Origin of the sequence: Psychrobacter sp. PL19 (assembly GCF_017875835.1) — a bacterium.
Taxonomy (GTDB): domain Bacteria; phylum Pseudomonadota; class Gammaproteobacteria; order Pseudomonadales; family Moraxellaceae; genus Psychrobacter.
Genome location: NZ_JAGING010000001.1, coordinates 921,848 through 945,447, shown reverse-complemented (window position 1 = coordinate 945,447; position 23,600 = coordinate 921,848). Strand labels below are relative to the sequence as shown.

The window sequence follows — 23,600 nt, the reverse complement described above, 5'->3', positions numbered from 1 at the left end:
CCTAATGCTGCTTGGTTGTAAAAACTTGGCAGTAGCGCATACTTTCAGAGCAATGGGTACTTTCAAGTAGATAAAATTAAAAAGATAACAATAAAAAGGCGGGTGCCAAGCTAACGATTAGCTTGGCACCCGCCTTTTTATTGCGTGGTCATTTGAATAACTACTTAAGTAAAGGGACAGCTCGATATTATTCAGTTCCTGATTACTAGCCTAACTTCTGGCCTAACTTCTGACTTAATTACCAACCATAGTATCGGTATCCACTTTATCATCAATTTTAACGATAACTTGTAATAGTTCAATAGCCTCGCCAATAGTGTTACAGATAACTAAGCGTTCAAGATCTTGCTGCTTCATAAACCCTTGGTCGGCAGTATATTTCAAATGCTCAATTAGACAATCATAGAAACCATTAATATTCAGAATGATCATCGGTTTTTCGTGTTGATATAACTGTCGCCATGTCGCGATTTCCATAATCTCTTCTAGCGTTCCTAGACCACCTGGTAAAGTGATAAACGCATCAGCATATTCTGCCATCACCGTTTTACGGGTATGCATGGTATCGGTTAAATGTAGGCGTGTTAGTTTCTGATGCGCGATCTCATGTTTGAGCATAAAGGTTGGAATCACACCAACTGCCTGTGCGCCATTCTTAATCACCCCATCTGCTACTGCGCCCATCAGACCAATGCTGGCACCGCCATATACCAAACCCATACCATTTTCGGCTAATGCTTGACCCAAGTCACGGGCCGCTTGCTCATAGATATCGCTATTACCCAAACGTGAGCCACAATAAACCGCGACTAAAGGCATAGCCAGGGTTGATTTATCCACTGCTTTTTCAATATTAGTGATATCTTGACTGGTTATGACTTCATAAGTGTCATTGTTAATTTTCATTTGCATATAATGCCCTTAATTTTTACTTAAATGATCATTTTTGTGTGGTTTTTCAGATTACTTTTAATGGTTTGTTGGCTTAAACGAATATTTAATTGCCCCATTTATCCAACTTTCTATACCCACACTATACATTTTTTAGCGTTTTGAGATGTGGGTCAACGATATACTGATTAAGCATAACAGCCATAAATATGATTAAATTTTATTAGCAGTCTGGTATATTTAATGGCTGAAATGTAAGGAGCGAACATAGCAATAAGGTGGACATCGCCCATTATCAAAAAATCTATAAATTATATATCCATACCTTTTCTACCAGCATTTATCTTACCATAAGCTGCGTAGGCTCGCGGCAGCGGCGATTCAACAATACGCAATTACTACATTTTTGCGCTGCGATAACCATTAAACAAGAGTACTCAGAGTGACTACCCCGCCACCCCTAGCGTCAAATAAGTGCCAGACTCGTAAGCTGGTTACAATAAGTACCGACACTACTAATGATGATATCGGTAATAAAGCTGATGAGCAAATAATTACTATTCCAGTGTTTGACTACTGGTTATAGGCAATAGTTATAGGCAATAATAGAGTTTTTTAAAGCCGCCTGATAGCTAACTATTAATTACTGCAAGAAACTACAAACAGCTTACAGCATGAGATGCTTATTACCACATCAGATACTTAAGCCTCCGAACACTGAACGACTCAATGCTGAGATGCTGAGATGCTGAGATGCTGAGATCGAGACTGGTATAAAACCTGCCATCAAGAGTGTAACACTGCTGTCGGTCCTCGTCGCCAGCGGGCCACCAGTAATGGTATAAAAAAGCCTAACGTACACAGTACAAAGCCCCAAGCGTTTACTCCTAACAACAGTCCATATTTGCCTTCGCCAATCGCCCAACTGGCTGGGATAACACCTACTGCCAATGCAATACCTAGCGTCAGACCAGTCCAAAAACTGAGATGAAAGCTCCACGGCGACCAGCGGGTAAGACGATAAAACAAAAATACTGGCGCCAATCCCATCACCATGGTGCCAGAGATGGTGGTTGCGGCCAAAATGTCAGTACCAGCAAACATAGGTATATTGCCCAGTAACGCAAAAACTACCATTACCGTAGCACCCACTCGCATGCTAGGAAGACGAGTGGTCGCTCGGTGCGCAAGGCGCGGCAGATCCACAGCCAATGATTTGGCCAGGGAACTGAACGTGGAGTCCAGTGTCGAACCAGCAGACGTCATCATGATCACGCTCATAAAAAACAATGCCGCCAGTCCTAACGAACGACCCACTGCCACCGGCGCATTACCCATGGCATCGATACCGTTCAGCCGAGCATGAACGCCCACTAAACTAAAGATAAACACCGCTACAAAACCTAATAATCCTGCCACCACAAAGCTCTTAAGCATCTTTTTTTCATTATTAACAAATGCTCGGTCGGTTAATACTGGATCGTGGAAAGGATAACTAAACAACTGCAGCAATGCTACCAGTAGCAAATCCATTCCTGAATCCAGTTGAAAACTACCCTCCCGCAATAGCGTGCCAGGCTCGTTAGCGGGTAAAATCATAAACAGCACCGCACCCAAAAAGAACACGAACACAAAGGTTTGAATCACATCAGTAAAGATCGAAGAGCGTAGCCCACCTTTCAGACTATAGGCCAGGGTAAACGCGGTAAATATCATGGCGGCAGTATAATACTGCCACTGCCCAGGCAGACCAAAATAACCACCTACTACCGCGGTATTGCTCCAGATTTCGTTGTACAACCGAATCAGGATAGCTGCTGCAAACGCCAGAGATGCCATCCGGCCAAAACGCGACGTTAGAAACTCCTGCAAGCTGCGGGCACCAGTCTGTTTGCGAATCAGGTAGATTACATAGCCAGCCACTGGAATCGACAGCCAATAACTGGCATAAGCCAAACCACCCACTGCCCCATAAGAAACGCCTAAGTTAGCGGCATTGGTCACTGACTTAGCGAAGATCCAACTAATAAAAATACTGGCCGTCAGCGACCATTGCCCTACTGGTTTGCCTTGATCATCCGTACCTTTATAGAATGACTCCGAACTTTTACTTTTTGGTGACAAGACGTACATGATCACGCCGTAAGCCAGCAAAAACCCCCAAAATAGCGTGGCTTCAGTAATGCCCATGGGCAGTTATTTCCCTTTGGTTTTTTATAATTGCAATATGGCGCGGCAAATGCCTACCATGGAAACCATCGGATTAATTTTTATTAAAAAAAACTATTTATATCGGATAAGCCCAAAACACCTATGAATTACGTAGGGAAACCTACTGCCAATGGGCTTCATACCGTTGATTGTTTTACCATAGACCGTTAATTCACTTTCAAAGGCATCATATTTTTTGCGATTATTTTCTAAACTTACAACTCAATACCTTAGAACAACCGATACTCAATGTCTAAAAGCTTACGTTTACCTGTCTGTCCAGGCCGTTAACTCCAGGGTTGGAATTTCCCAGTCGATAATGCCAAAGTGAATGTCCCTGGCCAACCCACCAAAAGCTGAACTAAGCAGGAGCCGAACAGCTAGCGCCATAGCGATAACAAGAGAAACACCGATGATGACGCAGCATAACTCGCTCCTTCATACTCTCGGCCAGCGACTCACCTAAATCATATTGAGGGTCATCATCCACCAGCGTACAAGCATATACCTTCACTGAATCACCCTTCTTCACCAACATCCGCGTATACGTGCACATAAAATGTGCCCGACTCTCAACGCTAGGGTATTTCTGCATACAGTTTTCAGTAATTTCTGGACTGCCATCTTCCGAGCCTGGTATACCTAAGTCAGGAAATACGGTAAACGCCAGATTCTGGGGAATACCCCACGCCTCGAATATCTCTCGAAACCTAGCTTCGACCTTAGCCGGTACTTCGTCGTCGTCGGTCTGACGCGCTATGGATACCTTGAAGCCCTGATCCACTAGCCAGCGTATACCCTCTAGCGCTTGCTCAAAGCTACCATCGCCTCGATCTTTATCGTGGCGGGCGCGGTCAGGGAAATCTAGACTGACGCGGAAATGTATGGGATAAGGGTTATTCAGTAGGGGTAATACCTGATGCCGACGCTTCAGTAGCGGCTCGGTGGCGTTAGTAAGCACAAAGCAGGGTCGATGTTGGCTGGCATAATTGAGGATATTGACAAAATCACGAATCACAAAAGGCTCGCCGCCAGTGAAAGAAAACTGCTCCACATCCATGTCTAGAGCTTCATGAATAAACGGCTTAACATCACTCAGTTTCATCCCAGGAATGCGCCCATCACCAGGGTGACTGCCTTCCAAGCAGAACGGACAGGCCAGATTGCAAGCAGTACCAGTATGGATCCACAATTCTTGTAGCTTGTTTGCATCAATATAACCGCGTGGTTGGTCGTTGCGGGTATGGGTCCAACTATCGGCCGCACGGGCTTCTAGAACTTCTACCAATGGAATATGCTTGCGAGCCTTCGTAATGGGCGGTTTTTCTACAATCGTTGGCATAAGAGTTCCTTGTTTATCAAAATTCAACAGACGTTGGCGCAATAGTGTGGCCGGTGTTAGCGCCAGAAGTGTCTCAACCGCGACACTAGCGATATGTTTTTCCACCTGTACCAACATACGCCGAAATACATTAGCTTACTTTCATTAGCCGCCATCGCTTTTTCGACTTCGTTACAGGTGAGATAGGGATGAATGGTCTCGAGAGCTTTGTCTTAGCCTAGCATCATCAGCAGTGGCATAACTGGTCCGAGTTTCTAATAGCAAGCAATGCGCTCAGCAAGTACCGCGGCGAACACCTTGCAGGCCTGCTCGAAACTTAGGTTAACCAAATCTATGGATATACACAGAGCATTTCTGGGCGTTCTAAGTTAGTTGTCAATCCGCTACTAATTACGCATAATAAATATAAAAATGGTTAATTCTTATTATCAATTTCTATTTACCTTCGCTGTAATTTAAATCTGGGAACCAGTAATAAAATAAGCTTAATTGATTAGTAAGTAATCCATAGATTGTACATTTGTTCCTTATTTACTAGCATTTACTCTATCATAATCCACGCAATGGCTGCATTTTTTATGCTGCGGTAGTAATTAAAACGCAATACTTGAGATCATTATTATGCCGCCACCAATATTAAGTAAGCGCCAGACTCCTAAACGTACTCATAAATATGTATCGGCGCTAACCATGCTGATGATAATAGCGACAGTTATAAAAACCATTGCCAAAGCGGCTGTCTTGATTTTATTCTTATTTATACTACAACTGGTTATGATAAGCATTGCAGAGCGATCATGGTCTATTGTGCAAGTGACCTCGCAGCGGCTCACTCTCATGCAACAAGAATTACCTCAAGAGAACAGTCTACCAAGCCCACTACCAGAACAGCATCTTACTGATACTTGGGGTGGTGCTCGTAGCGAAGGACGCTCGCATGAAGGCATTGATATCTTTGCACCGCGTGGTACCCCAATCAAGGCCACAACAGCAGGGATAGTCAGCAAGGTTGGAGACGATAGACTTGGCGGACGTGTTGTGGTCATTGTTGGTCCTGGGGGTGCGGGGCATTATTACGCACATTTAGAAGACTTCGCGGATATCAGTCCGAAAGACTGGGTAGACGCCGGTGATATTATCGGCTATGTCGGTAACAGTGGTAATGCTAAAGGCACACCACCACATGTTCATTACGGTATTTATATTAATGGCCGCGCGGTCAATCCTTATCCGCTACTACTCAAAGATAAATAATGACTTTAAGTTTTTTCTGAATTTTTTAGGTCATTGCTACTTATATTATTTATGCTATCTACGTTATTTGTGCTATCTGTACTAACTCTAGTGTCTGCGCTATCTGAATTTTTTGTTGTTATGGTGGCCACGTCAGTATCGGGGGCACAGATACTGGCAGGCATAAACAAGATGCTAAAGATCGAACCCTGTCCTTCGTTGGACTCGATATTTAAGCTAGCTTGGTGTTGATAAAGAACATGCTTCACAATCGCTAAACCTAAGCCAGTACCCCCTGTAGCGCGGCTACGTCCACTGTCGACCCGATAAAAACGCTCGGTTAAACGGGCGATGTGCTGTGGTGCAATACCGATACCGTCATCAGTGACTGCAAACGAGCAACCCTGTGCAGTCGCAGTCCAACTGATAATAATGTTACCGCCTTTTGGGGTATATTTGATGGCATTAACCACCAAGTTTGACAAGGCGCTATTTAAATACAACTCCGCACCATATAGATTGCTGTCAGTATTTACCTGCAAGCTAATCTGATGCTCGTATTCCTTGTTATAGACCTTAGCGTCATCGAATAGCTGGGTGAGCAACCGGCTCATATCTATCATGCTGAGCGCAGGCTTTTCTTCGTTTTCTAATCGGGATAATAATAATAAATCGTTGACAATGCTGTTCATCCGCGCAGTTTGTTGGGTCATAAGTTTAAAACCGCGTTGCCACTGTGGCGCAATATCTGCCTGATCAGAAAAGGTCTCAAGATAGCCCATTAGTACCGTTAATGGCGTCCGCAGTTCATGCGATACATTGGCGACAAAATCACGGCGCATTTGCTCTAGATGTTGTAAACGCGTGACGTCATAAATGATCAGCAACTTTTCACCACCGAAATGGGTCACTTCACATTTTAAATAGCGCTCGGGGTTTTTCCACGATACCAAATGAATACCATTATTTGGCGCGGCCGTTGTTTGATAATACTGTCGAAACTCCGGCACAGTAATCAAATTAAAAATGCTATTACCTTGGTCACTAGACTGTAGTACTAGTAGGTCTTCTGCTGCCTGGTTCCACCACTCTAAGCCGTCAGTATCGTTGAGCAAAATAACCGCATCTTGTAGGGCTAATAAAGAACTTCTGATTTTCTTAACCAGTCCCATCAATTTTTGTTGGGTAAACTTTTCTTGTTTGCGTTTTTGATACAGCTGAGAGGCTATTACACTAAGCCCGCCAAGCATTTCTGGGGACGGCGTATTCACTGGTTTGTTAATCCAAGCATTAAAGCGATGTAAGCTGTACATTCGCCATAAACTGTACAACAACAGCGCCACAATCACGCTTTCTAGCAGGTATGAAGTATATAAACCCAGCGCCACCCCACTACTTAGCCAAAATAGTAGCCAGCATATATCGGCCCACAACAGCGCATAACGCGGTGCTGGCTGTGTCTTATTATCCGCAGGCGTCATCATAAACGTGCACTACCTTTAGAAATGTCAGAAAAATATCCTAGGAGCCATTAATATATACTCTTATTTATGAATAACCCTATTAATAAGCAGTAATCAGAATAATAAAATTATAGAAATCACTCCTTATTCCTGCGTAATCACTCTTGTTCAACTAAGCTAGAAAACCGATAACCAGTGCCGCGTACGGTTTGAATTAAGGTGGCACAATCGTAAGGCTGTAATAGTTTGCGTAGACGGCGAATATGCACATCAATGGTGCGGTCTTCGATATATACATTACCGCCCCAAACTTGGTCAAGCAGCTGAGTACGGGTATAAGCGCGCTCTGGATGACTCATAAAAAACGCCAACAATCGATATTCAGTCGGCCCAATATCGATCACCTTGCCCTCCGCACTGACCCGCTGACTTTTGGGATCAAGGCTCAATCCTGCCACTTCAATGGGCTTATCCGTACTTAGCAAACTGCTCCGGCGCAGCACCGCCTTAATACGCGAGACCAACTCACGGGTTGAGAATGGCTTGGTAATATAGTCGTCCGCCCCAGCATCTAGACCTTGCACCTTATGGTCTTCTTCACCTTTAGCCGTGAGCATAATGACCGGAATCTCAGACAGTAGCGCATCTTTTTTGAGCATTCGGCAAAAATCAACGCCGCTTTTATCACCCGGCAGCATCCAATCTAGCAAAATGAGCGCGGGACGATGGTCCACCACTTGTTGGTGCGCTTCGGGTATATCAACGGCTTGCAAACAGTCAAATCCTGCCATCTCTAAGGTCATGACAATCATTTCACGAATTGCCGGCTCATCTTCGACAATCAAAATTTGCTCATTTTGCATACGACAGCCTTAGTCAGAAGGGAGATGTTAAGTGGCTCATCTTCTAAAGAAATTAAATTCATATATGACTTCGTATAGCCAATAAAATTTTTCTAGCTTGCTGTGTGACTGCATCACTCCAGAGGCTTCGAAAGCTTCTCCCAACCATACTGTGTCTATTTTAAGGTAGCGTCACTATAAAAACTCGCCACACTACTGTTATTAAACAGTATTATTATGACGACTTGATGACAATTTAGCCTTAAATTTACTTTTGGCTCTATTGAGCCATATATTCTAGAGCCTCTATACTTCTAATAAAAAATTAAGCGGCCCATCATTAATACTCTCGACTTGCATATTAGCCCCGAACTGCCCGCTGGCAGTTATATGATACTGAGTTTCTGCATAAGCTATCAGCTCAGCGAATAATGATTGCGCGGCATCGGGCTTCATCGCGCCACCAAAATCCGGCCGACGACCATTATTGGTGTTGGCCATTAAAGTAAATTGTGAAATCAGTAACAGTCCACCACCAACTTGCTGCACATTCAGGTCTAATTTACCACGCTTAGCAGGGTCGCTATCACTTTCAACATGGTTTTCGAAAATACGATAAGTAAGGATTTTATCTACTAACCGCTGCGCACTTTGCAAACTATCGTCATGTCCCAGCCCAATATAAGCTAATATTCCATGCTCAATTTTGCCAACATAATTGCCATCAACCGCGACGCTGGCACGGCTTACTCGCTGAATAAGTGCTTTCACTGAATGACTCCTTAGCAGATTATGAGTATGCGCTAATACGCTGTTCATGGTAAAATATAGTCATTCATTTACCTGTTATCTATTCTTATTTTAAACCCTATTTCGGTAGCCTTGTTATGACTTTATTCACCACTCTACAGCAATTTGTCCCGCAGCAGCAGCTGAGCAAGGTTGCTGGACGCTTGGCCGCAAGCCGTCACCCTGTCGTCAAGCGCGTCTTTATTCGCAGCTTTGCCAAAGCCTATAATGTACATTTAGATGACTGTGAGCGCCAGAGCTTTAAGGCGTATGAGAGCTTTAACGACTTCTTTACTCGCGAGCTTAAGGATGATGCACGCACCATTGATAACACCATTAATGGTATCGTCAGCCCTGCCGATGGGGTGATATCACAGCTAGGACAGATACAAGATCATAAGCTGCTACAAGCCAAAGGGCGGCACTACGATGTGGGTCAGCTGCTTGCCAATAGTGAAGATGGCAGTTATTTCGCGGATGGTAGCTTCGCTACTGTCTATCTAGCGCCCAGCAACTATCACCGCGTCCATATGCCATTTTCTGGCACCTTAACCAAGACTCGTTATGTTCCTGGCACCTTGTTTTCAGTCAATACTACCACTGCTGCCAACGTTCCTGACTTATTTGCCCGTAACGAGCGCTTGGTATGTATGTTCGATACTGAATATGGTAAAGCCGCAGTAGTAATGGTTGGCGCTATGATTGTCGCTGGTATCGAAACAGTCGCTACTGGCAAAATTACTCGCACAGACGATATGCAAGAAATGGATCATGATATGAGCTTGGCACAGGGTGATGAGCTCGGACGCTTTTATTTGGGCTCAACCGCTATTGTGATATTACCAAAGACTGCAAACGCGGACTGGCAAGACCACATGACCGCTAATGCTAGCGTACAAATGGGCCAGTTATTAGGTAAGTCTCATATGAAGGTCAACGCTAACACTGATGAGAGAAATGATAGCCCTACCAATGACGGTAAAGAGATATAAACCATCATTTTTTAAATTATGAGATAAAGGGTTTGTCATCGCTGGCAAACCCTTTTTTTATGTCATAAGTCAGTAGCTGTTTGATTCAGTAGCTGCTTAGTTAAGTAGCTCTCTAATTTAAGCACTGCAATCAAAACACTATTTAATCAGATTACTAATCGTTTTAAATGCAGGATCCTTGCTACTGCGGCATAGCTCAAAAAGAATGGTTTCTACTGTGGTAATCACCCCGCCAGCACGGCGAATACGACGAATGGCTTGCTTCTTATCGTAAGGAAAGCGCGAGCCTACCGCATCACCAATAATGACCGGTTGCATACCATTATCTAGTAAATCAAGTGCCGTTTGTAAGACACAAACATGCGTTTCGACGCCGAATAGCAACACAATACTACGGTTCTGCTGCGCCAAATAATTCCATGAGTCATCGTTATCACAAGCACTAAAGGTGACTTTTTCAAAGCCTTTGGCATTATCACCTGTTAATATCTCACGAATTTCAGGCAAGGTCTCACCTAAGCCTTTTTTATATTGTTCATTGAGCATAATGGGAATGTCTAGTGCTTGCAGACCTTTTATTAGAATGACAATCTTTTTGACGATATTTTCGTGGTCGTTAATATGTGGTGTCAGACGTTCTTGGACATCAATTACCATTGCTTGGGTATTTTCGCGGGCGATACGGTAGGTGCGGTTGGTAATCATGGTGGACATAGTACACTCCTTGTACGCTGATAGCTTATGGCTACAGACTGTTTTATATTTAGGCTATTTGGCTTTATATTTAGTAACAAGATTATAATGATTAATTATACCCTTATTTAGTCATAGTTTGCCTAGTCCGTCAATGGAGATAGTCTTTAATAGCAACTTATGGCCCTTTAATTTGATAATGATACTATAGTTAAAATACCTTAAAAACGCTACGGTACTGCTGGTATAAGATTTTTGCAGCCTCTGTCTGCGTAGGCACAGCAAGCAAGAAAAACTTATGACAGCAGTATGTTATGTATCGATATTACTTTTTATTGACTATATACAGCCAGTTAATAACCAGTGAACGCTATGACCTGCTAATCCTATGACCCAGTAACACAAAAACCCCCAGCCGTGACGACCGAGGGTTTTTATTAGAGCATATAATTACTTTAAAATTATTGAGACATAAACGGCTTAAACACGCTCAATGATAGTAGCGATACCTTGGCCAAGACCAATACACATGGTAGCAAGACCAACTTCAGTATCCATCTGTTCCATAGCGTTCAATAGCGTGACGGTGATACGCGCACCTGAACAACCGAGTGGATGACCTAGAGCAATCGCACCGCCGTTGATATTGACGATGTCTTGCTTGTCTTGTAGGTTCAATGACTTGAGTACTGCTAAGCTTTGCGCAGCAAAGGCTTCGTTGAGCTCAATAGTCTGGATGTCATCCATACTCATGCCAGCACGTTTAAGCGCTTTTTGAGTGGCAGGTACCGGACCGTAGCCCATGATAGCAGCATCACAGCCAGCAATAGCCATACTGCGAATACGGGCGCGAGGCTTAAGACCTAAGTCTTTGGCTTTTTGCGCGCTCATCACTAGCATCGCTGACGCACCGTCAGACAGTGCTGACGAGGTCGCTGCCGTTACCGTACCCCCTTTAGGATCAAAGGCTGGACGTAACTTTTGCATTTGCTCCATAGTCGCATCAGGACGAATTACTTCATCAACGGTACACAGTTGCAAGCGACCAGTGGCATCATGACCTTCGATACCGACAATTTCATTTTTAAAACGACCTTCAGTAGTCGCTTCCCATGCGCGGCGATGGGACTCAAGACCAAAGGCATCTTGTTCTTCACGGCTAACGTTATTCATACGGCCCAGCATTTCAGCAGTCAAGCCCATCATATTAGAGGCTTTGGCATAATGCTTAGAGGCAGCAAGGTTGAGGTCGACGCCATGCATCATACCCACGTGGCCCATGTGCTCAACCCCACCAATGATGAAAGTATTACCTTGATTGGTCATAATTTGCGCGGCAGCAGTATGTAGCGCCTGCATAGAAGAACCACACAGACGGTTAACGGTCTGACCACCAGCAGTTTTTGGAATATCAGCCAATAAACCAATGTTACGGCCGATATTCAAGCCTTGTTCTAGGGTCTGGTTGACACAGCCCCAGATGATATCTTCAACATCACGAGGGTCAAAATCGTTACGTTCTACTAAGGCGCGAACCAATTCAGCAGATAGGCTATCGGCACGGACATGGCGGAACATACCGTTCTTAGATTTCCCCATTGCTGAGCGTACGCCGTCTACGATGACCACATCTTTTGGACTTAAAGTTGTCATATACATTCCTTTCAATTTTTATTGTCGGTAGCAGTACCGCTATGCTCGCATCATTTAACCAACTATTATGATTTGACCAATAATAAATTATCATTAACCATTATCGAGCAAGTGTACTGCACTTTATCCTAGTAATGACTGCCTATTACACCGTGGCGTAAAAGGTCTCGCCTGCTGCTGCCATATCACGAATCTTTTGCGGGGCGGCGTAGGCTTTGCCAAGATCTGCGTATTTTTCACACAGTGCCAAATAGTTATCAAGACCCATCTGGTCGATATAACGGCAAGGTCCACCACGAAAAGGTGGGAAACCAACGCCCATAATCATCGCCATGTCAGCCTCAGCTGGGGTATCAACGATATTATCTTCTAGGCAACGTACAGTCTCATTACAAAAAGCCAGCATAGTACGGTCGATGATGGCTTGCTCATCAAACTCTTGCTTATTGCTATCGCTGGTTTCTTTGAGCAATTCATAGGTAGCGTCGTCGGCCACTTTTTTCGGCTTGCCGCGCTTGTCCATCTCATACTTATAAAAACCAACACCATTTTTCTGACCCAGACGTTCGTTGTCGTAAAGATGCTCAATCGCACCTTTATAATCCGCCTTCATACGATCAGGATAGCCTTCTGCCATCACTTCTGCGCCATGTACACCCGTATCTAGACCAACCACGTCGATTAGATAAGCCGGACCCATTGGCCAGCCGAATTTTTCCATCACTTTATCGACATGGACAAAATCTGCACCTTGCTTAAGTAGCAAGTCAAAAGCGCCAAAGTATGGGAACAGTACGCGGTTTACAAGGAAACCTGGGCAATCATTAACCACAACCGGCACTTTGCCCATTTTAGTAGCTAAAGCAACGGTAGTAGAAACGGCTTGTTCAGAAGACTTTGCACCACGAATGATTTCAACCAATGGCATACGACTTACTGGGTTGAAGAAATGCATACCGACGAAGTTTTCTGGACGTTTTAACGCTTCAGCTAAATAAGTAATAGAGATGGTTGAGGTATTTGAAGCTAAGATACAGTCGTCTTTAACCAAACCCTCTACTTCTTTTAATACCGCACGCTTAACGTTTGGATTTTCAACCACGGCTTCGATAACGATGTCCGTCTCAGCAAAATCGCCATAGTTTAGGGTTGGACGGATGCGGCTTAAGGTTTCACCCATTTTGGTTGGGGTTATTTTGCCACGATCAACCATTTTACCCAGGAGCTTGCTGGCTTCGCCCATACCAAGATCTAATTGCTCAGACTTGATGTCTTTCATGATGATTGGCAAGCCTTTGCTGGCTGCTTGATAGGCGATACCGCCACCCATGATACCAGCGCCCAGTACAGCGGCTTCATTGATGTCATGTGCTTGTTTGCTATGTTGTTTGGCTAGTTTTTTAACCAATTGGTCATTTAAGAATAGACCAACCAAGCTTTCAGCTTGGGGGGTTTTGGCCGCTTTAGCAAAACCAGCAGCTTCTACTGCAATAGCCTTATCACGGGGTAAATTAACGTGCTTTTCAATCGCAGCAATAGCAAGTGCTGGCGCAGGATATTGCTTAGGGTTGGCCTTGGCAAAAATCATGGCTTTGGCACTACTAAAGGCCATCGTTTGCTCAAGCGGGTTTAATTTAACTGGATTAAGCTTTTCGTCACGACGGGCTTGCCAATCAAGCTCACCTGAGATGCACTTTTTAACCAAATCAATCGCGGCATCTTGTAAGTCATCAGCAGGAACCGTGGCATCAACTAGGCCTAACTTTAAGGCGTCTAATGCTTTTTTGGGCGTACCAGTAGCGATCAGCTCAAGCGCATTATCAATACCTATGATACGCGTACTACGAACCGTACCACCAAAGCCTGGGAAAATACCCAGTTGGGTTTCTGGCAAGCCGATAATTGCTTTTTCGCTCATGACACGATATTCGCAAACCAAGGTCATCTCACAACCGCCACCCAATGCGGCACCATTAATAGCGGCAACTTTAGGGAATGGTAAGTCTTCAAAGCGGTTAAAGTCGTTATTAATACCAATAACCCAGTCTTTAATACTGTCTTCTGACTGTTTAAATGAGGCCACAAACTCTGTGATATCAGCACCAGCGATAAACACACCCTTGCTTGAAGTAACGATAAGGCCTTTGACGTCAGTGGCTTTTTCAAGTGCGCTAACGGCTTCACCAAACTGCTTGTTGGTTTCGGTATCAAACTTATTCACGCTCTCATTTTCGGCGTTGTACTGCATGTTGGCGATGCCGTCTGCTAGCATTGTCACCGTGATGCGATTTCCTTGGTATACCATTTGAGACTCCTTGCTATGTGATAAAATTGCTATGTGATAAAAGTTACTTAATACAAGCTACCTAATAAAAGCTATATTTTAAAATTGAAATAAATAGCCAGTTATTGTTAGTAAAAATAATAATACTGAGAATTTGCAAGCTTACTTATTACCATAAATGGCCTGCAAAATTATGCAGCGACGAGGTCTTTATTATCCAGCACTCATTGCTTTGTCTAGCGTACATTAGTATGACGCTTAATTTTTATGCTATTGCTTGCTCATATAGACTAAAAACATACCGCTATATTTGGCATGCTGATTCATTCTATAGCCTTAAATCATAGCCTTAAAACGGTTAAATCTTAGTAAAGCATCAGAATCAAACTTCAACGAAAGCGCTGTCGTTATATTGATATTCACTGCAAATTCTTCTTTATCTGACATCAATATTCAGTATCAATTTATCTCGTTTTAAGCGTCATGATTTAATATATAACAAGCGCTAGGTTTAGCCTAATAAAGCGCTTTATCGCATAAATAATTTGTTTAGATAGTCAGTATTTAAATCGTTAGGCAGTTTTTACGTCAATTAGTGTAGGGGATTATGCCCCTAACTGTCACAAGCTAATACCGGACTCGTAAGTCACTATCAAGCATTTACCTTATAGCCAGCGTGCTTTACGCGCATAGATATTCGTTTGTTCAGACCCAACACTTCATCAAACCATATCCAGACCATAAGTTAAATCAGTAATACGTAACCAAAATAAATAGCGCTTAGCGTGTGTGAGTCCGCCTTATCAGCTATCATGCTACCTTAATAATACTTTTATTATTCACCTTTTAATTGGTTTAGTTATGACTGTTTCTTCTGCGCCGCGCTTTGTTCCTTTTGATAACTTTGAGCAGTTTCATAGCGCGTTACGCGCGCAATTAGCACAAGATATTGACGCATTATTTGACTATGCTCAATTGCCAAACCCATTGGTTGATGCTTGCCGCTATGTAATGACTGGCCAAGGTAAGGGAGTGCGCCCATTACTGGTAGCCAGTGCTTTTGCTAGTATAAGAGCCGTTAGTATCAATGCTACCAATAACTCCTCCATTGAAGCAGGCGGTATTAATAACAACGATGAGCTAGCAAACCTAGATAGCGTTTTGCATGACCAAGTGCAATACGATATGTGCCGCCGTGCGGCATTGGCAGTGGAATTACTACATACCTACTCGCTGGTACACGATGACCTCCCCTGTATGGATGACGATGAACTGCGCCGTGGTCAGCCGACCGCTCATATTGTATTTAATGAAGCGACGGCCTTGCTGGCCGGTGATGTTTTGCAAACTCTCGCCTTTGAAGTATTGACCGCAGAAATACCTACCTTTGCCCCTTTTGATTCACTAATCGCCAGTCAGCTATTGGCTATATTTGCACCGCGGGCACGGCGGATGGTGGCAGGACAAATGCTTGATATCAACGCTGAAGCCAACAGCAACATATCGCAAGCTGATTTAGAATCCATACACCGTGATAAAACTGGTGCATTGATTGAAGCTGCAGTATTAATGGGCGGTATTTGTGCGCAAGCAACTGCCCCGCAACGTATCGCGCTACAAGATTGTGCGCAGCATATTGGCCTCGCCTTTCAGGTTCAAGACGATATTTTAGATGTGACTACCAGTACCGATGCCCTAGGCAAGCCTGCCGGTAGTGATGAAAAGCTAGATAAATCGACCTATGTCAAACTAATGGGCGTTGATGCCGCTCAACATTACGCGCAGTCGTTATTTGATGGTGGACGTGCGGCAATTACTCGTGAGCTAGGTGATGGCACTAATGATAGTATGGGTGAGGGTATTAATGAAAACACCGAAAGTTATGCGTTACTTGAGCTTATTGAATGGCTCTGGGCACGTAAGAAATAGTCTTATAATTGATAATAAATAAAGTAGGTACGTTAATAACTATGTGCGCTTGAAAACATACCTGTAAAAAAGGGCTGAAATATAGAGGGCGGCAATGACTAATAGCAATACCCAACGTATTTATCTAGGTACTGGCGGCTATAGCGATACTGACCTCCTAGGCACGCTGTACCCGACTGGTACCAAAAAAACTGACTTCTTACGTGAGTACGCCAAGCAATACGGCGCAGTGGAGATTAATAGCACTTTTTATGCGCCTATTGGCCAAAAAGCCTTTGCCGGTATGATTAATAAAGCCTACGTCCAAGCCGAGAGTGAGTTGCAATTCGCGGTCAAACTACATCAAGATTTCACTCATGTTCGTAAAGGTGGCCCTGAACATGCGCAAGCTTTTCTTACTGCCCTGACTCCACTAATCGAAGCCAACTGTTTAGCACCATTGTTATTACAGTTCCCACATGGCTTTGACCGTACCCGAGATAATAGGCTGTATCTAGCAAATTTAGTCAGCTGGTTTAAAGACTATCCATTAGCAGTTGAATTCCGTCATGCCAGCTGGCACACGCCGCAAGTGGTCAATAGTTTTGGTGAGCAGGGTCTTATTTGGTGTAGTGTTGATTACCCTAAGGTTAAGGGTCTACCACCGTCACGACTGATATTTACTCAACGCACTGGCTATTTAAGGATGCATGGCAATAATCTAAACTGGTGGGATGCCATGAGTGCTAGCGACCGTCATGATTATCGTTATAGCGAAGCGGAGATGCAGGATTGGGCGCAAGCGATTGCTAATCAACGTCAGCACTTTGATACGCTCTATATCTTCTTTCAAAATACTGTTAATGCGCATGCGTTTTATAATATTGCGATGTTGCGGGAGGCTTTGGGTAGATTTAATTTTGAGGTTTTGTAATTTGTCAAAACTTCAAATAATGATGTCACGTAGGGTGCTAAACGCGAAATATTAATACTAAATAAAAGACAACTTACCCTTAAATCCTATTAAAAGTAAGCTAAAACCCTATGGATTCACTCAGTCAAATCGTCTTAGGTGCTAGCGTCCAAGGGGCGATACTCGGTAAATACCAAGGTCGCAAAGCGTACATATATGGTGCGATACTCGGCACTATTCCCGATTTAGACGTGATTTTGAATTACGGTGATCCAGTCAGTAATATGACTTATCATCGTGGCTTTAGTCACTCGCTATTTGTTCTAACAGCTCTAGGCTTAGGAGGTGCTTGGCTGATTAGTCGCTATCATCAATGGCGCGGCATACCGCTACCCTACTCGGATCAACGTTTGGCGCTAGCCATGACCTTAGCGCTAACGACTCATCCGATCTTAGATAGCTTTACGGTCTACGGCACGCAACTGTTTTGGCCGCTGCAAGAACCTTTGCAAATTACCCCTATCAGTATTGCTTCAGTATTTATTATCGATCCGCTTTATACTTTGCCACTGCTTATCGCTATGATTATCGGACTTATAAAGGGTCGTAAACTGCCAATATTTAAGAAAGGTTGGTTTGCTAATTGCCAACGCCTAGCCGTAGGAATGCTAGTGGTTAGTAGTGGTTATCTGCTACTGTCATTAGGGTTGAAATATTATGCGCAAGGTCAAGCTGAGCAAACTCTAGCAGCGGCAGGCATTGAAGATATCGTTCGGATTAAAACTATGCCTGTGCTACCAACTACTCTATTGTGGCGCACGCTCGCTGAAGATAAGCAGCATCGAATTATTGAGTTGAGAGGCAGTGTGTTAGATAAGCGACTACCTGAATATCGTTACTTAACTAAGTATAAGAACTCAAAAGCACTTAGCACCAATTTGCCTCAGTCTAGCCAGCCTTATGCTACAAGGCTCGATTGGTTCTCTGGTGATTGGACAGGATATAGAACACAGACGCTAATCGCTACAAATACTATTCCAAAGCAATCAAACACACCCTCCACTGAGCAGCTAGTCGTCGATGACTTACGTATGGTCGCAGGCGATACTTCGTTTTTTAGCTTTGTATTAGCGACTAGTGAAAACCAGAAAAATATCTCAGCTAAGAAAAACTCATCAAGTCCAAGCGATAATCCACAATGGCAAGCAATTATCCCGATAGAAACGCCATTCGTCTCTATTGATGACAAGCCTAAGCCTTCGCGCTTTAATTTAATTAAACAAGGCTTTCATCGGGTGATTGATGAATCGGCAATGGATGCGGATGGTGGTTGGGAATTGGTTGATTGAGAGCCCATCCCAAATTCTGTGTAACTACTATTTAGATTAAGTGAGCCCATCCCGAATTCTGTGTAACTGCGATTTAGATTAAGTGCCTGCCTACACGGTCATCAAACATAATCATAAAGCGATTCAGAGCAGCCGTCCAGTTATGAATTAGCATCCACACTATGACTTGAATCTTACAACGTCACATAAACTGTTACTATTGCCCATCTAATAGACCTCTTGCATAAGTCATCGCTAAGCGTTGAAGCTTCGTTAATACAGCTCAATAGATTGGTACTTTCGCAAGAGGTCTAATGATTTATAGGTGAAACAGTTAGGACATCTTCTTCTAATTTTTTCTGCAACTTATCTTCCAGAAAATTCTTAAATTTTATTTGAATTAAAATGCGAGCTTTGGAAATATTATTATCATTGAGACTTGATATATATTCATCCAAAGTTGTTTCAAGAAATTCTATGGCAGGCTGAATTCTTAACTTACCCTTCAAAGTGATATGTACTATGTAAAATATCTTTTGATCAGTTGGATCGTATTTAATATGCCTTTTATAAGCCTCTCTAATTTTTTGAAACAATTCAATCTGCTTTACTGAATCATCTATAAGGCTGTCATTATTTACAAATAGCAAGTCGTAATATTTATCGAATATTTTCTTTTTCTGGTTTACAGACTTCTCTGGCATACCATACTGAGCCATTAAAATCTGACCAAACTTTTCCATGCTTATTTGTAGTCTGTAAGATTTATTTTGCTTAATGCCCGTGTCTCCAGTTTTCCTAGAATATAGGATATCGTGGAGTTGTAAATATTTCTCTAAGTCCATTTGTTCTTTTCTAAGAGATCTCAAATCAACATTAGAAATAGCATTCTGACTGTTTGTAAACTCAGCAATCTTACTATTCAGTTCAGAGTCTTTCTGAGTTTTAAATACTCTAACTAAAACCTCTGAATCACATAGATAATCTGTAATATTATTACTATCATCTCTATTAAAATCATGCGCAGTTCTAAGGGTTTGACCTCCATTCAATACTTGAAAATCAGAAAGCGTAATTTTTATTTTCTTCCCCCCATTTGTGTACTCTGCAATCACATCGTTAGCTATTAGAGTTAAACCATTGTTGTACATGAAAAACTTAGTGGGGTTTACTTTTACTGTATTGGCAATATTTTTATTAAATTTTGATTTCAAAACGAATCCACGAACATTATCGAACAATACAGAAGTATCTAAAGTAGTCTCGGACAACCTAGATAAATCTTCAATATTATATTCGTTACGTAAGCCTGAATCTTTAGAAGTTATTCTTATCAATTCTGCTAAGGATAGTCTAAAAATATATGATTTGGATGACGATAATGAATCTTCTGTAAACGACATCACAGCATCACGATCTAACAGTATAGTTGAACTAACAGGAGTTGGTCGCAAAGATATTAAATCAGCTATTTGACTAAGTCCTATCTCAATAATATCCATATCATAGGCTGTCTTAAACTGTCTAAGATGACTGTCAATTTCTTCACTAGGAGAATTTTCATTACTTACAACATATAATGTAATCTTCCAAACTTCGTTACTTGAATATTTTTCACATATTTTCTTTGCAAAATCTAATGGTTTACCAGTCATACCTGTAAAATCATTATTGTGGATAGCATTAAGAAATTTAACTGACAATAAGGTTTCATTAACACCTTTTTTACCTTCTTTGAGATTTTCTCTATATTTGAAATTAAAAAGCTTAATATGCTTTTCATCATCTTCGTCTTCAAAGACTACTGCATCGACTCCAAAGTCATCAGAAATTTGACCATATAAAACCTTGTTGAACTCAGTATCTATAATACAATCAGCTATATCAATATAATCAGAAAGCTCAGTAAGCTGCTCTACTACTAAGATATTAAAACCTAATCTAGACTTCTGTAGATCAGTCAAGCTACTGAGGTTTGCACCTTCGCCTTCGTTAAAGGACTCATGAACGAGTGTTTCAAAGTAGTTTAATGAGATCTTATTAAGAACTTTAAAATCATTTATATTAACCATCTCTCATTCTCTAATACCATAAATATTGCTGTCTATAATACTTGAAAAAACTATCTTATATAAGTTGTTTAAAATAAAAAAAGATTAACTGAATGAATATGACTTTCAACAAAAAAAGGACACCTCGCGGCGTCCTTTTTTCTTACTTAAAAAGCTAAAACAATCTAGTTGCTAAAAAGCTATTTATAAAAAGCTATTTACGCTTCAACACCAGCATCTTAACCTTTATATTTTGCATTCGCGTAGTCCCAGTTCACTAGTTTGTCTAGGAAGGTATCAACATAATCAGGACGACGGTTACGATAATCGACGTAATAAGCGTGTTCCCACACATCACAAGTCAATACCGCTATTTGACCATGTGCTAATGGGTTGTCAGCGTTACCTGTTTTAGCGATAAATAATCTGCCACTGGCTTTCGATTTCAGCACACCACCTGTTTCCACTTCAAAATAATAATCGAGCGTTTATCAGGCCTTCTTTAAATATCATATTTTTCACGTACTAAATGCCCAATTCCCATTTTATCAAGAATCTTCATAGGACACAGGAAAGTAACGCGAATAGCGCCAGGTAATCGGCTAATTTCAATGGATCCCGTTATCGTGGCACGATTTAGAATTTCTCCATAGGAAAGGCCTGTTGCCTTCTCTGCTCTTCGAAGGCCGATTTCCGTAGCTTCATTCAGGTTCTCAGCCGTGGCTATAAATGTTATTGGGCCACTCTCCTCTACATCCGGCTGCCCCCACTTCTTTGCCAATGCCGCAACGCTTTCTTTTTGCTGCTTCGTCATAGGAATAGCCATATGCGGAAGATCTTCTAAATTCTGAAGAAGTATTGGTCCATCAATATTCAGCCCCTTAATAACCTCAACAGTTAGTTCAGTCTCTCCAGATACATCTGTTGCATGGCCTGCTATCTCTCCATTACCCTGCTGGGCATGCATGTCACCCATATAGACGCCAGCACCTTTCACTTTTACAGGGCAAATAAGAACAGAGCCCTCTCTGACCGAGTTAGTGTCCATATGGCCATCAGTTTTAGCTTCATCGAGCTCAAGTTTTGATAGCCCATATTTATGAGGAGCGTCGATTAAATACTGTCCAAAATCTGCGCAGTTATGTGAGTCTGGTAAATCTCTGGAAGGCGTTGTACCAATATTTCCTAAGAAAGGTCGCATGTGGGCTGCGACACCTGCCATATCCGATCGGGCAAGCGAAAGGATTGAATGCTGTGCAGAAAGTTCTGGAAGGTTCGACATCTCGATAGCATTACCAGCAAGCTTGTCGGCAACAGATTTATCGACGGTCAGGCTAACTTGATTTTTTTCATCAAAAACTATGACATAACCGTGGCTAAAGCGAAAAGCGCTGACTTCTGAATCGCAGACATTACATCGAATTGCATCATCGCCTATACCTTCAACATAACTAGCAGGCTGTTCTGTACCACAGCTGGAACAATATTTTGCAACAAACGGATCCCCATGATACCGACCCTCAACAAACTCCATTACCCCTGAAGATGTTGCAAACGACGTTACCCGCATTTTCGTGATCTTTAACGCAACGGCATCACCGACCTCTGCGCCCTCGACTGCAACGGGCATAGTGACTTCATGCCCACCTTCAAACGCTGGCGTAATCATCGGACCCCAACATCCAGGTGGTGTTCCACTTTGTATAGTTCCACCGTTTTTGATTGGTCCGAGCATTTTTTTACTGGGCCCAACGATGCCTCCCGAATATTCATTAACAGATATATAATCAAGCGCTTCAGATGTTTGAATCTCATCAACAGTTGAGTCGTTCATGTTCACTCTCCTTGTAATACCAAATCGAAGTTCAATCTAGAACTTTTATTAATAGACACAAGTAAAGATGTGCATAAAAATCCTACACATCTTCATGACGAAATTCATAACATTACTACGCGAATTTCTGATCACCCTATTTTGGGCTCGTGTCCCGTTTAGTTGATTAGCTGATTTATTATCAATAAAAAACTGTTTACGCTTCAACACCAGCATCTTGACCTTTATATTTTGCATTCGCGTAGTCCCAGTTCACTAGTTTGTCTAGGAAGGTATCGACATAGTCAGGACGACGGTTGCGATAATCAACGTAATAAGCATGTTCCCACACATCACAAGTCAATACCGCTACTTGACCATGTGCTAATGGGTTGTCAGCGTTACCTGTTTTAGCGATTGACAGTTTGCCGCCTTCTTTATCAGCAACGAGCCATGCCCAACCTGAACCAAATTGGGTTAGTGCTGCGTTTTTGAACTCTTCACGAAACTTATCATAGCTACCGAAGTCTTCTTCGATTTTGCCTTTTAGATCGCCAGTAGGTTCGCCGCCGCCATTCTCAGGCGTCAAGCAATTCCAATAGAAGGTATGGTTCCATACTTGAGCAGCTTGGTTAAACATACCCTGTTTGCTGTCATCTTTAGATGCGGCTACGATGATTTCTGCTAGCGTTTTGTCTTCTAGACCAGAACCTGGTAACAAATCATTTAGCTTGTTTACGTAGGCGGCATGATGCTTATCGTGATGATATTCTAGAGTCTCAGCACTGATATGCGGCTCAAGTGCGTTTTTTGCGTACGGTAATTCTGGTAAAGTAATCTTTGACATGGTTATTTTATCCTTGCTTTTTAGCCGTTAATGTCATGCTTCAGTTGTGTGCCTATTTCTGACCCACTTACCTTAAAACTTGTAGATAACGCGATCATAACCGCGGTACTGTTCGAACTTATGACCATGAAATATTAGGCTAAATTGGCTGAGTTTATTGTTAATGAATGAACGTTATTGCTCAATGCGCTATGGCACATGATTATAAAACAAAAAAATTGACCACATGACTGTTGCACACGGATTGTTAATTTTAAATTCATAACCTACAAGCTATAATTCACTTTAGCTTACCATTTATTATAGCAAAAATTACGCTTAATATCCGTTACTGAATGTTATAGCTG

General features: G+C 42.4%; 18 protein-coding genes. 5 read left to right on the top strand and 13 right to left on the bottom strand.

Annotated features, from left to right (window positions below; genetic code table 11):
- Positions 1-234: 234 nt before the first annotated feature.
- The 3 genes from H4W00_RS03835 to H4W00_RS03825 form a co-directional block, all read right to left on the bottom strand.
- Positions 235-912, bottom strand: a complete 678-nt coding sequence (locus H4W00_RS03835; protein ID WP_209956313.1) for a TIGR00730 family Rossman fold protein — start codon at positions 910-912, stop codon at positions 235-237.
- A 765-nt stretch (positions 913-1,677) separates the two neighbouring features.
- Positions 1,678-3,081, bottom strand: coding sequence for a sodium:solute symporter family transporter (locus H4W00_RS03830; protein WP_209956312.1), 1,404 nt, complete (start codon positions 3,079-3,081; stop codon positions 1,678-1,680).
- A 382-nt stretch (positions 3,082-3,463) separates the two neighbouring features.
- Entirely contained in the window at positions 3,464-4,444 is a 981-nt protein-coding gene (locus H4W00_RS03825; RefSeq protein ID WP_209956311.1) for a radical SAM protein, read from the bottom strand.
- Positions 4,445-5,218: 774 nt separating this feature from the next.
- Here H4W00_RS03825 and H4W00_RS03820 point away from each other — a divergent pair.
- Positions 5,219-5,698 (top strand): M23 family metallopeptidase, encoded by a 480-nt coding sequence (locus tag H4W00_RS03820; protein ID WP_209958868.1) that lies wholly within the window; start codon positions 5,219-5,221, stop codon positions 5,696-5,698.
- 5 nt (positions 5,699-5,703) lie between these two features.
- Here H4W00_RS03820 and phoR read toward each other — a convergent pair whose 3' ends face one another.
- The 3 genes from phoR to dtd form a co-directional block, all read right to left on the bottom strand.
- Complete coding sequence (gene phoR, locus H4W00_RS03815; protein ID WP_334684861.1) at positions 5,704-7,161, bottom strand: phosphate regulon sensor histidine kinase PhoR; 1,458 nt, start codon at positions 7,159-7,161, stop codon at positions 5,704-5,706.
- A 137-nt stretch (positions 7,162-7,298) separates the two neighbouring features.
- On the bottom strand, positions 7,299-8,003 hold the full coding sequence (gene phoB, locus H4W00_RS03810; RefSeq protein ID WP_209956310.1) for a phosphate regulon transcriptional regulator PhoB: 705 nt from the start codon (positions 8,001-8,003) through the stop codon (positions 7,299-7,301).
- 285 nt (positions 8,004-8,288) lie between these two features.
- Positions 8,289-8,753: a D-aminoacyl-tRNA deacylase gene (gene dtd, locus H4W00_RS03805; RefSeq protein WP_209956309.1), complete on the bottom strand. Its 465-nt coding sequence runs from the start codon at positions 8,751-8,753 to the stop codon at positions 8,289-8,291.
- Positions 8,754-8,869: 116 nt separating this feature from the next.
- Between dtd and asd the strand changes: the two genes are divergently transcribed.
- The gene (gene asd, locus H4W00_RS03800; protein ID WP_209956308.1) at positions 8,870-9,763 is read left to right on the top strand and encodes an archaetidylserine decarboxylase; all 894 of its coding nucleotides are present in this window, start codon (positions 8,870-8,872) and stop codon (positions 9,761-9,763) included.
- Between the two features lie 138 nt (positions 9,764-9,901).
- Here asd and H4W00_RS03795 read toward each other — a convergent pair whose 3' ends face one another.
- The 3 genes from H4W00_RS03795 to fadB form a co-directional block, all read right to left on the bottom strand.
- Positions 9,902-10,477, bottom strand: coding sequence for an isochorismatase family protein (locus H4W00_RS03795; RefSeq protein ID WP_209956307.1), 576 nt, complete (start codon positions 10,475-10,477; stop codon positions 9,902-9,904).
- Between the two features lie 459 nt (positions 10,478-10,936).
- Positions 10,937-12,109, bottom strand: coding sequence for an acetyl-CoA C-acyltransferase FadA (gene fadA, locus H4W00_RS03790; protein WP_209956306.1), 1,173 nt, complete (start codon positions 12,107-12,109; stop codon positions 10,937-10,939).
- 145 nt (positions 12,110-12,254) lie between these two features.
- The gene (gene fadB / locus H4W00_RS03785) at positions 12,255-14,414 is read right to left on the bottom strand and encodes a fatty acid oxidation complex subunit alpha FadB (RefSeq protein ID WP_209956305.1); all 2,160 of its coding nucleotides are present in this window, start codon (positions 14,412-14,414) and stop codon (positions 12,255-12,257) included.
- A gap of 840 nt (positions 14,415-15,254) precedes the next feature.
- Here fadB and H4W00_RS03780 point away from each other — a divergent pair.
- From H4W00_RS03780 to H4W00_RS03770, 3 genes are all read left to right on the top strand, one after another.
- Entirely contained in the window at positions 15,255-16,322 is a 1,068-nt protein-coding gene (locus H4W00_RS03780) for a polyprenyl synthetase family protein (protein ID WP_209956304.1), read from the top strand.
- Between the two features lie 94 nt (positions 16,323-16,416).
- A complete protein-coding gene (locus tag H4W00_RS03775; RefSeq protein ID WP_209956303.1) occupies positions 16,417-17,235 on the top strand; it encodes a DUF72 domain-containing protein in 819 nt (272 codons plus the stop codon).
- 110 nt (positions 17,236-17,345) lie between these two features.
- On the top strand, positions 17,346-18,563 hold the full coding sequence (locus H4W00_RS03770) for a metal-dependent hydrolase (RefSeq protein ID WP_209956302.1): 1,218 nt from the start codon (positions 17,346-17,348) through the stop codon (positions 18,561-18,563).
- Between the two features lie 290 nt (positions 18,564-18,853).
- Here the strand turns inward: H4W00_RS03770 and H4W00_RS03765 are convergent, their stop codons facing one another.
- From H4W00_RS03765 to H4W00_RS03750, 4 genes are all read right to left on the bottom strand, one after another.
- Positions 18,854-20,614 (bottom strand): AIPR family protein, encoded by a 1,761-nt coding sequence (locus tag H4W00_RS03765; RefSeq protein ID WP_209956301.1) that lies wholly within the window; start codon positions 20,612-20,614, stop codon positions 18,854-18,856.
- A gap of 218 nt (positions 20,615-20,832) precedes the next feature.
- Complete coding sequence (locus H4W00_RS03760) at positions 20,833-21,060, bottom strand: superoxide dismutase (protein ID WP_442966429.1); 228 nt, start codon at positions 21,058-21,060, stop codon at positions 20,833-20,835.
- 35 nt (positions 21,061-21,095) lie between these two features.
- Complete coding sequence (locus H4W00_RS03755) at positions 21,096-22,427, bottom strand: acetamidase/formamidase family protein (RefSeq protein ID WP_209956300.1); 1,332 nt, start codon at positions 22,425-22,427, stop codon at positions 21,096-21,098.
- A gap of 196 nt (positions 22,428-22,623) precedes the next feature.
- Complete coding sequence (locus H4W00_RS03750) at positions 22,624-23,253, bottom strand: superoxide dismutase (protein WP_209956299.1); 630 nt, start codon at positions 23,251-23,253, stop codon at positions 22,624-22,626.
- Positions 23,254-23,600: the final 347 nt, after the last annotated feature.

What these genes read in the sequence shown, in the direction of transcription:
- H4W00_RS03820 (WP_209958868.1), top strand. Translation starts at nt 5,219, where the DNA reads ATGATAAGCATTGCAGAGCGATCATGGTCTATTGTGCAAGTGACCTCG.
- phoB (WP_209956310.1), bottom strand. Translation starts at nt 8,003, where the DNA reads ATGCAAAATGAGCAAATTTTGATTGTCGAAGATGAGCCGGCAATTCGT.
- H4W00_RS03765 (WP_209956301.1), bottom strand. Translation starts at nt 20,614, where the DNA reads ATGGTTAATATAAATGATTTTAAAGTTCTTAATAAGATCTCATTAAAC.
- H4W00_RS03775 (WP_209956303.1), top strand. Translation starts at nt 16,417, where the DNA reads ATGACTAATAGCAATACCCAACGTATTTATCTAGGTACTGGCGGCTAT.
- H4W00_RS03795 (WP_209956307.1), bottom strand. Translation starts at nt 10,477, where the DNA reads ATGTCCACCATGATTACCAACCGCACCTACCGTATCGCCCGCGAAAAT.
- phoR (WP_334684861.1), bottom strand. Translation starts at nt 7,161, where the DNA reads ATGATGACGCCTGCGGATAATAAGACACAGCCAGCACCGCGTTATGCG.
- H4W00_RS03750 (WP_209956299.1), bottom strand. Translation starts at nt 23,253, where the DNA reads ATGTCAAAGATTACTTTACCAGAATTACCGTACGCAAAAAACGCACTT.
- H4W00_RS03830 (WP_209956312.1), bottom strand. Translation starts at nt 3,081, where the DNA reads ATGGGCATTACTGAAGCCACGCTATTTTGGGGGTTTTTGCTGGCTTAC.
- H4W00_RS03780 (WP_209956304.1), top strand. Translation starts at nt 15,255, where the DNA reads ATGACTGTTTCTTCTGCGCCGCGCTTTGTTCCTTTTGATAACTTTGAG.
- fadA (WP_209956306.1), bottom strand. Translation starts at nt 12,109, where the DNA reads ATGACAACTTTAAGTCCAAAAGATGTGGTCATCGTAGACGGCGTACGC.
- H4W00_RS03835 (WP_209956313.1), bottom strand. Translation starts at nt 912, where the DNA reads ATGCAAATGAAAATTAACAATGACACTTATGAAGTCATAACCAGTCAA.
- H4W00_RS03825 (WP_209956311.1), bottom strand. Translation starts at nt 4,444, where the DNA reads ATGCCAACGATTGTAGAAAAACCGCCCATTACGAAGGCTCGCAAGCAT.
- fadB (WP_209956305.1), bottom strand. Translation starts at nt 14,414, where the DNA reads ATGGTATACCAAGGAAATCGCATCACGGTGACAATGCTAGCAGACGGC.
- H4W00_RS03755 (WP_209956300.1), bottom strand. Translation starts at nt 22,427, where the DNA reads ATGAACGACTCAACTGTTGATGAGATTCAAACATCTGAAGCGCTTGAT.
- H4W00_RS03770 (WP_209956302.1), top strand. Translation starts at nt 17,346, where the DNA reads ATGGATTCACTCAGTCAAATCGTCTTAGGTGCTAGCGTCCAAGGGGCG.
- asd (WP_209956308.1), top strand. Translation starts at nt 8,870, where the DNA reads ATGACTTTATTCACCACTCTACAGCAATTTGTCCCGCAGCAGCAGCTG.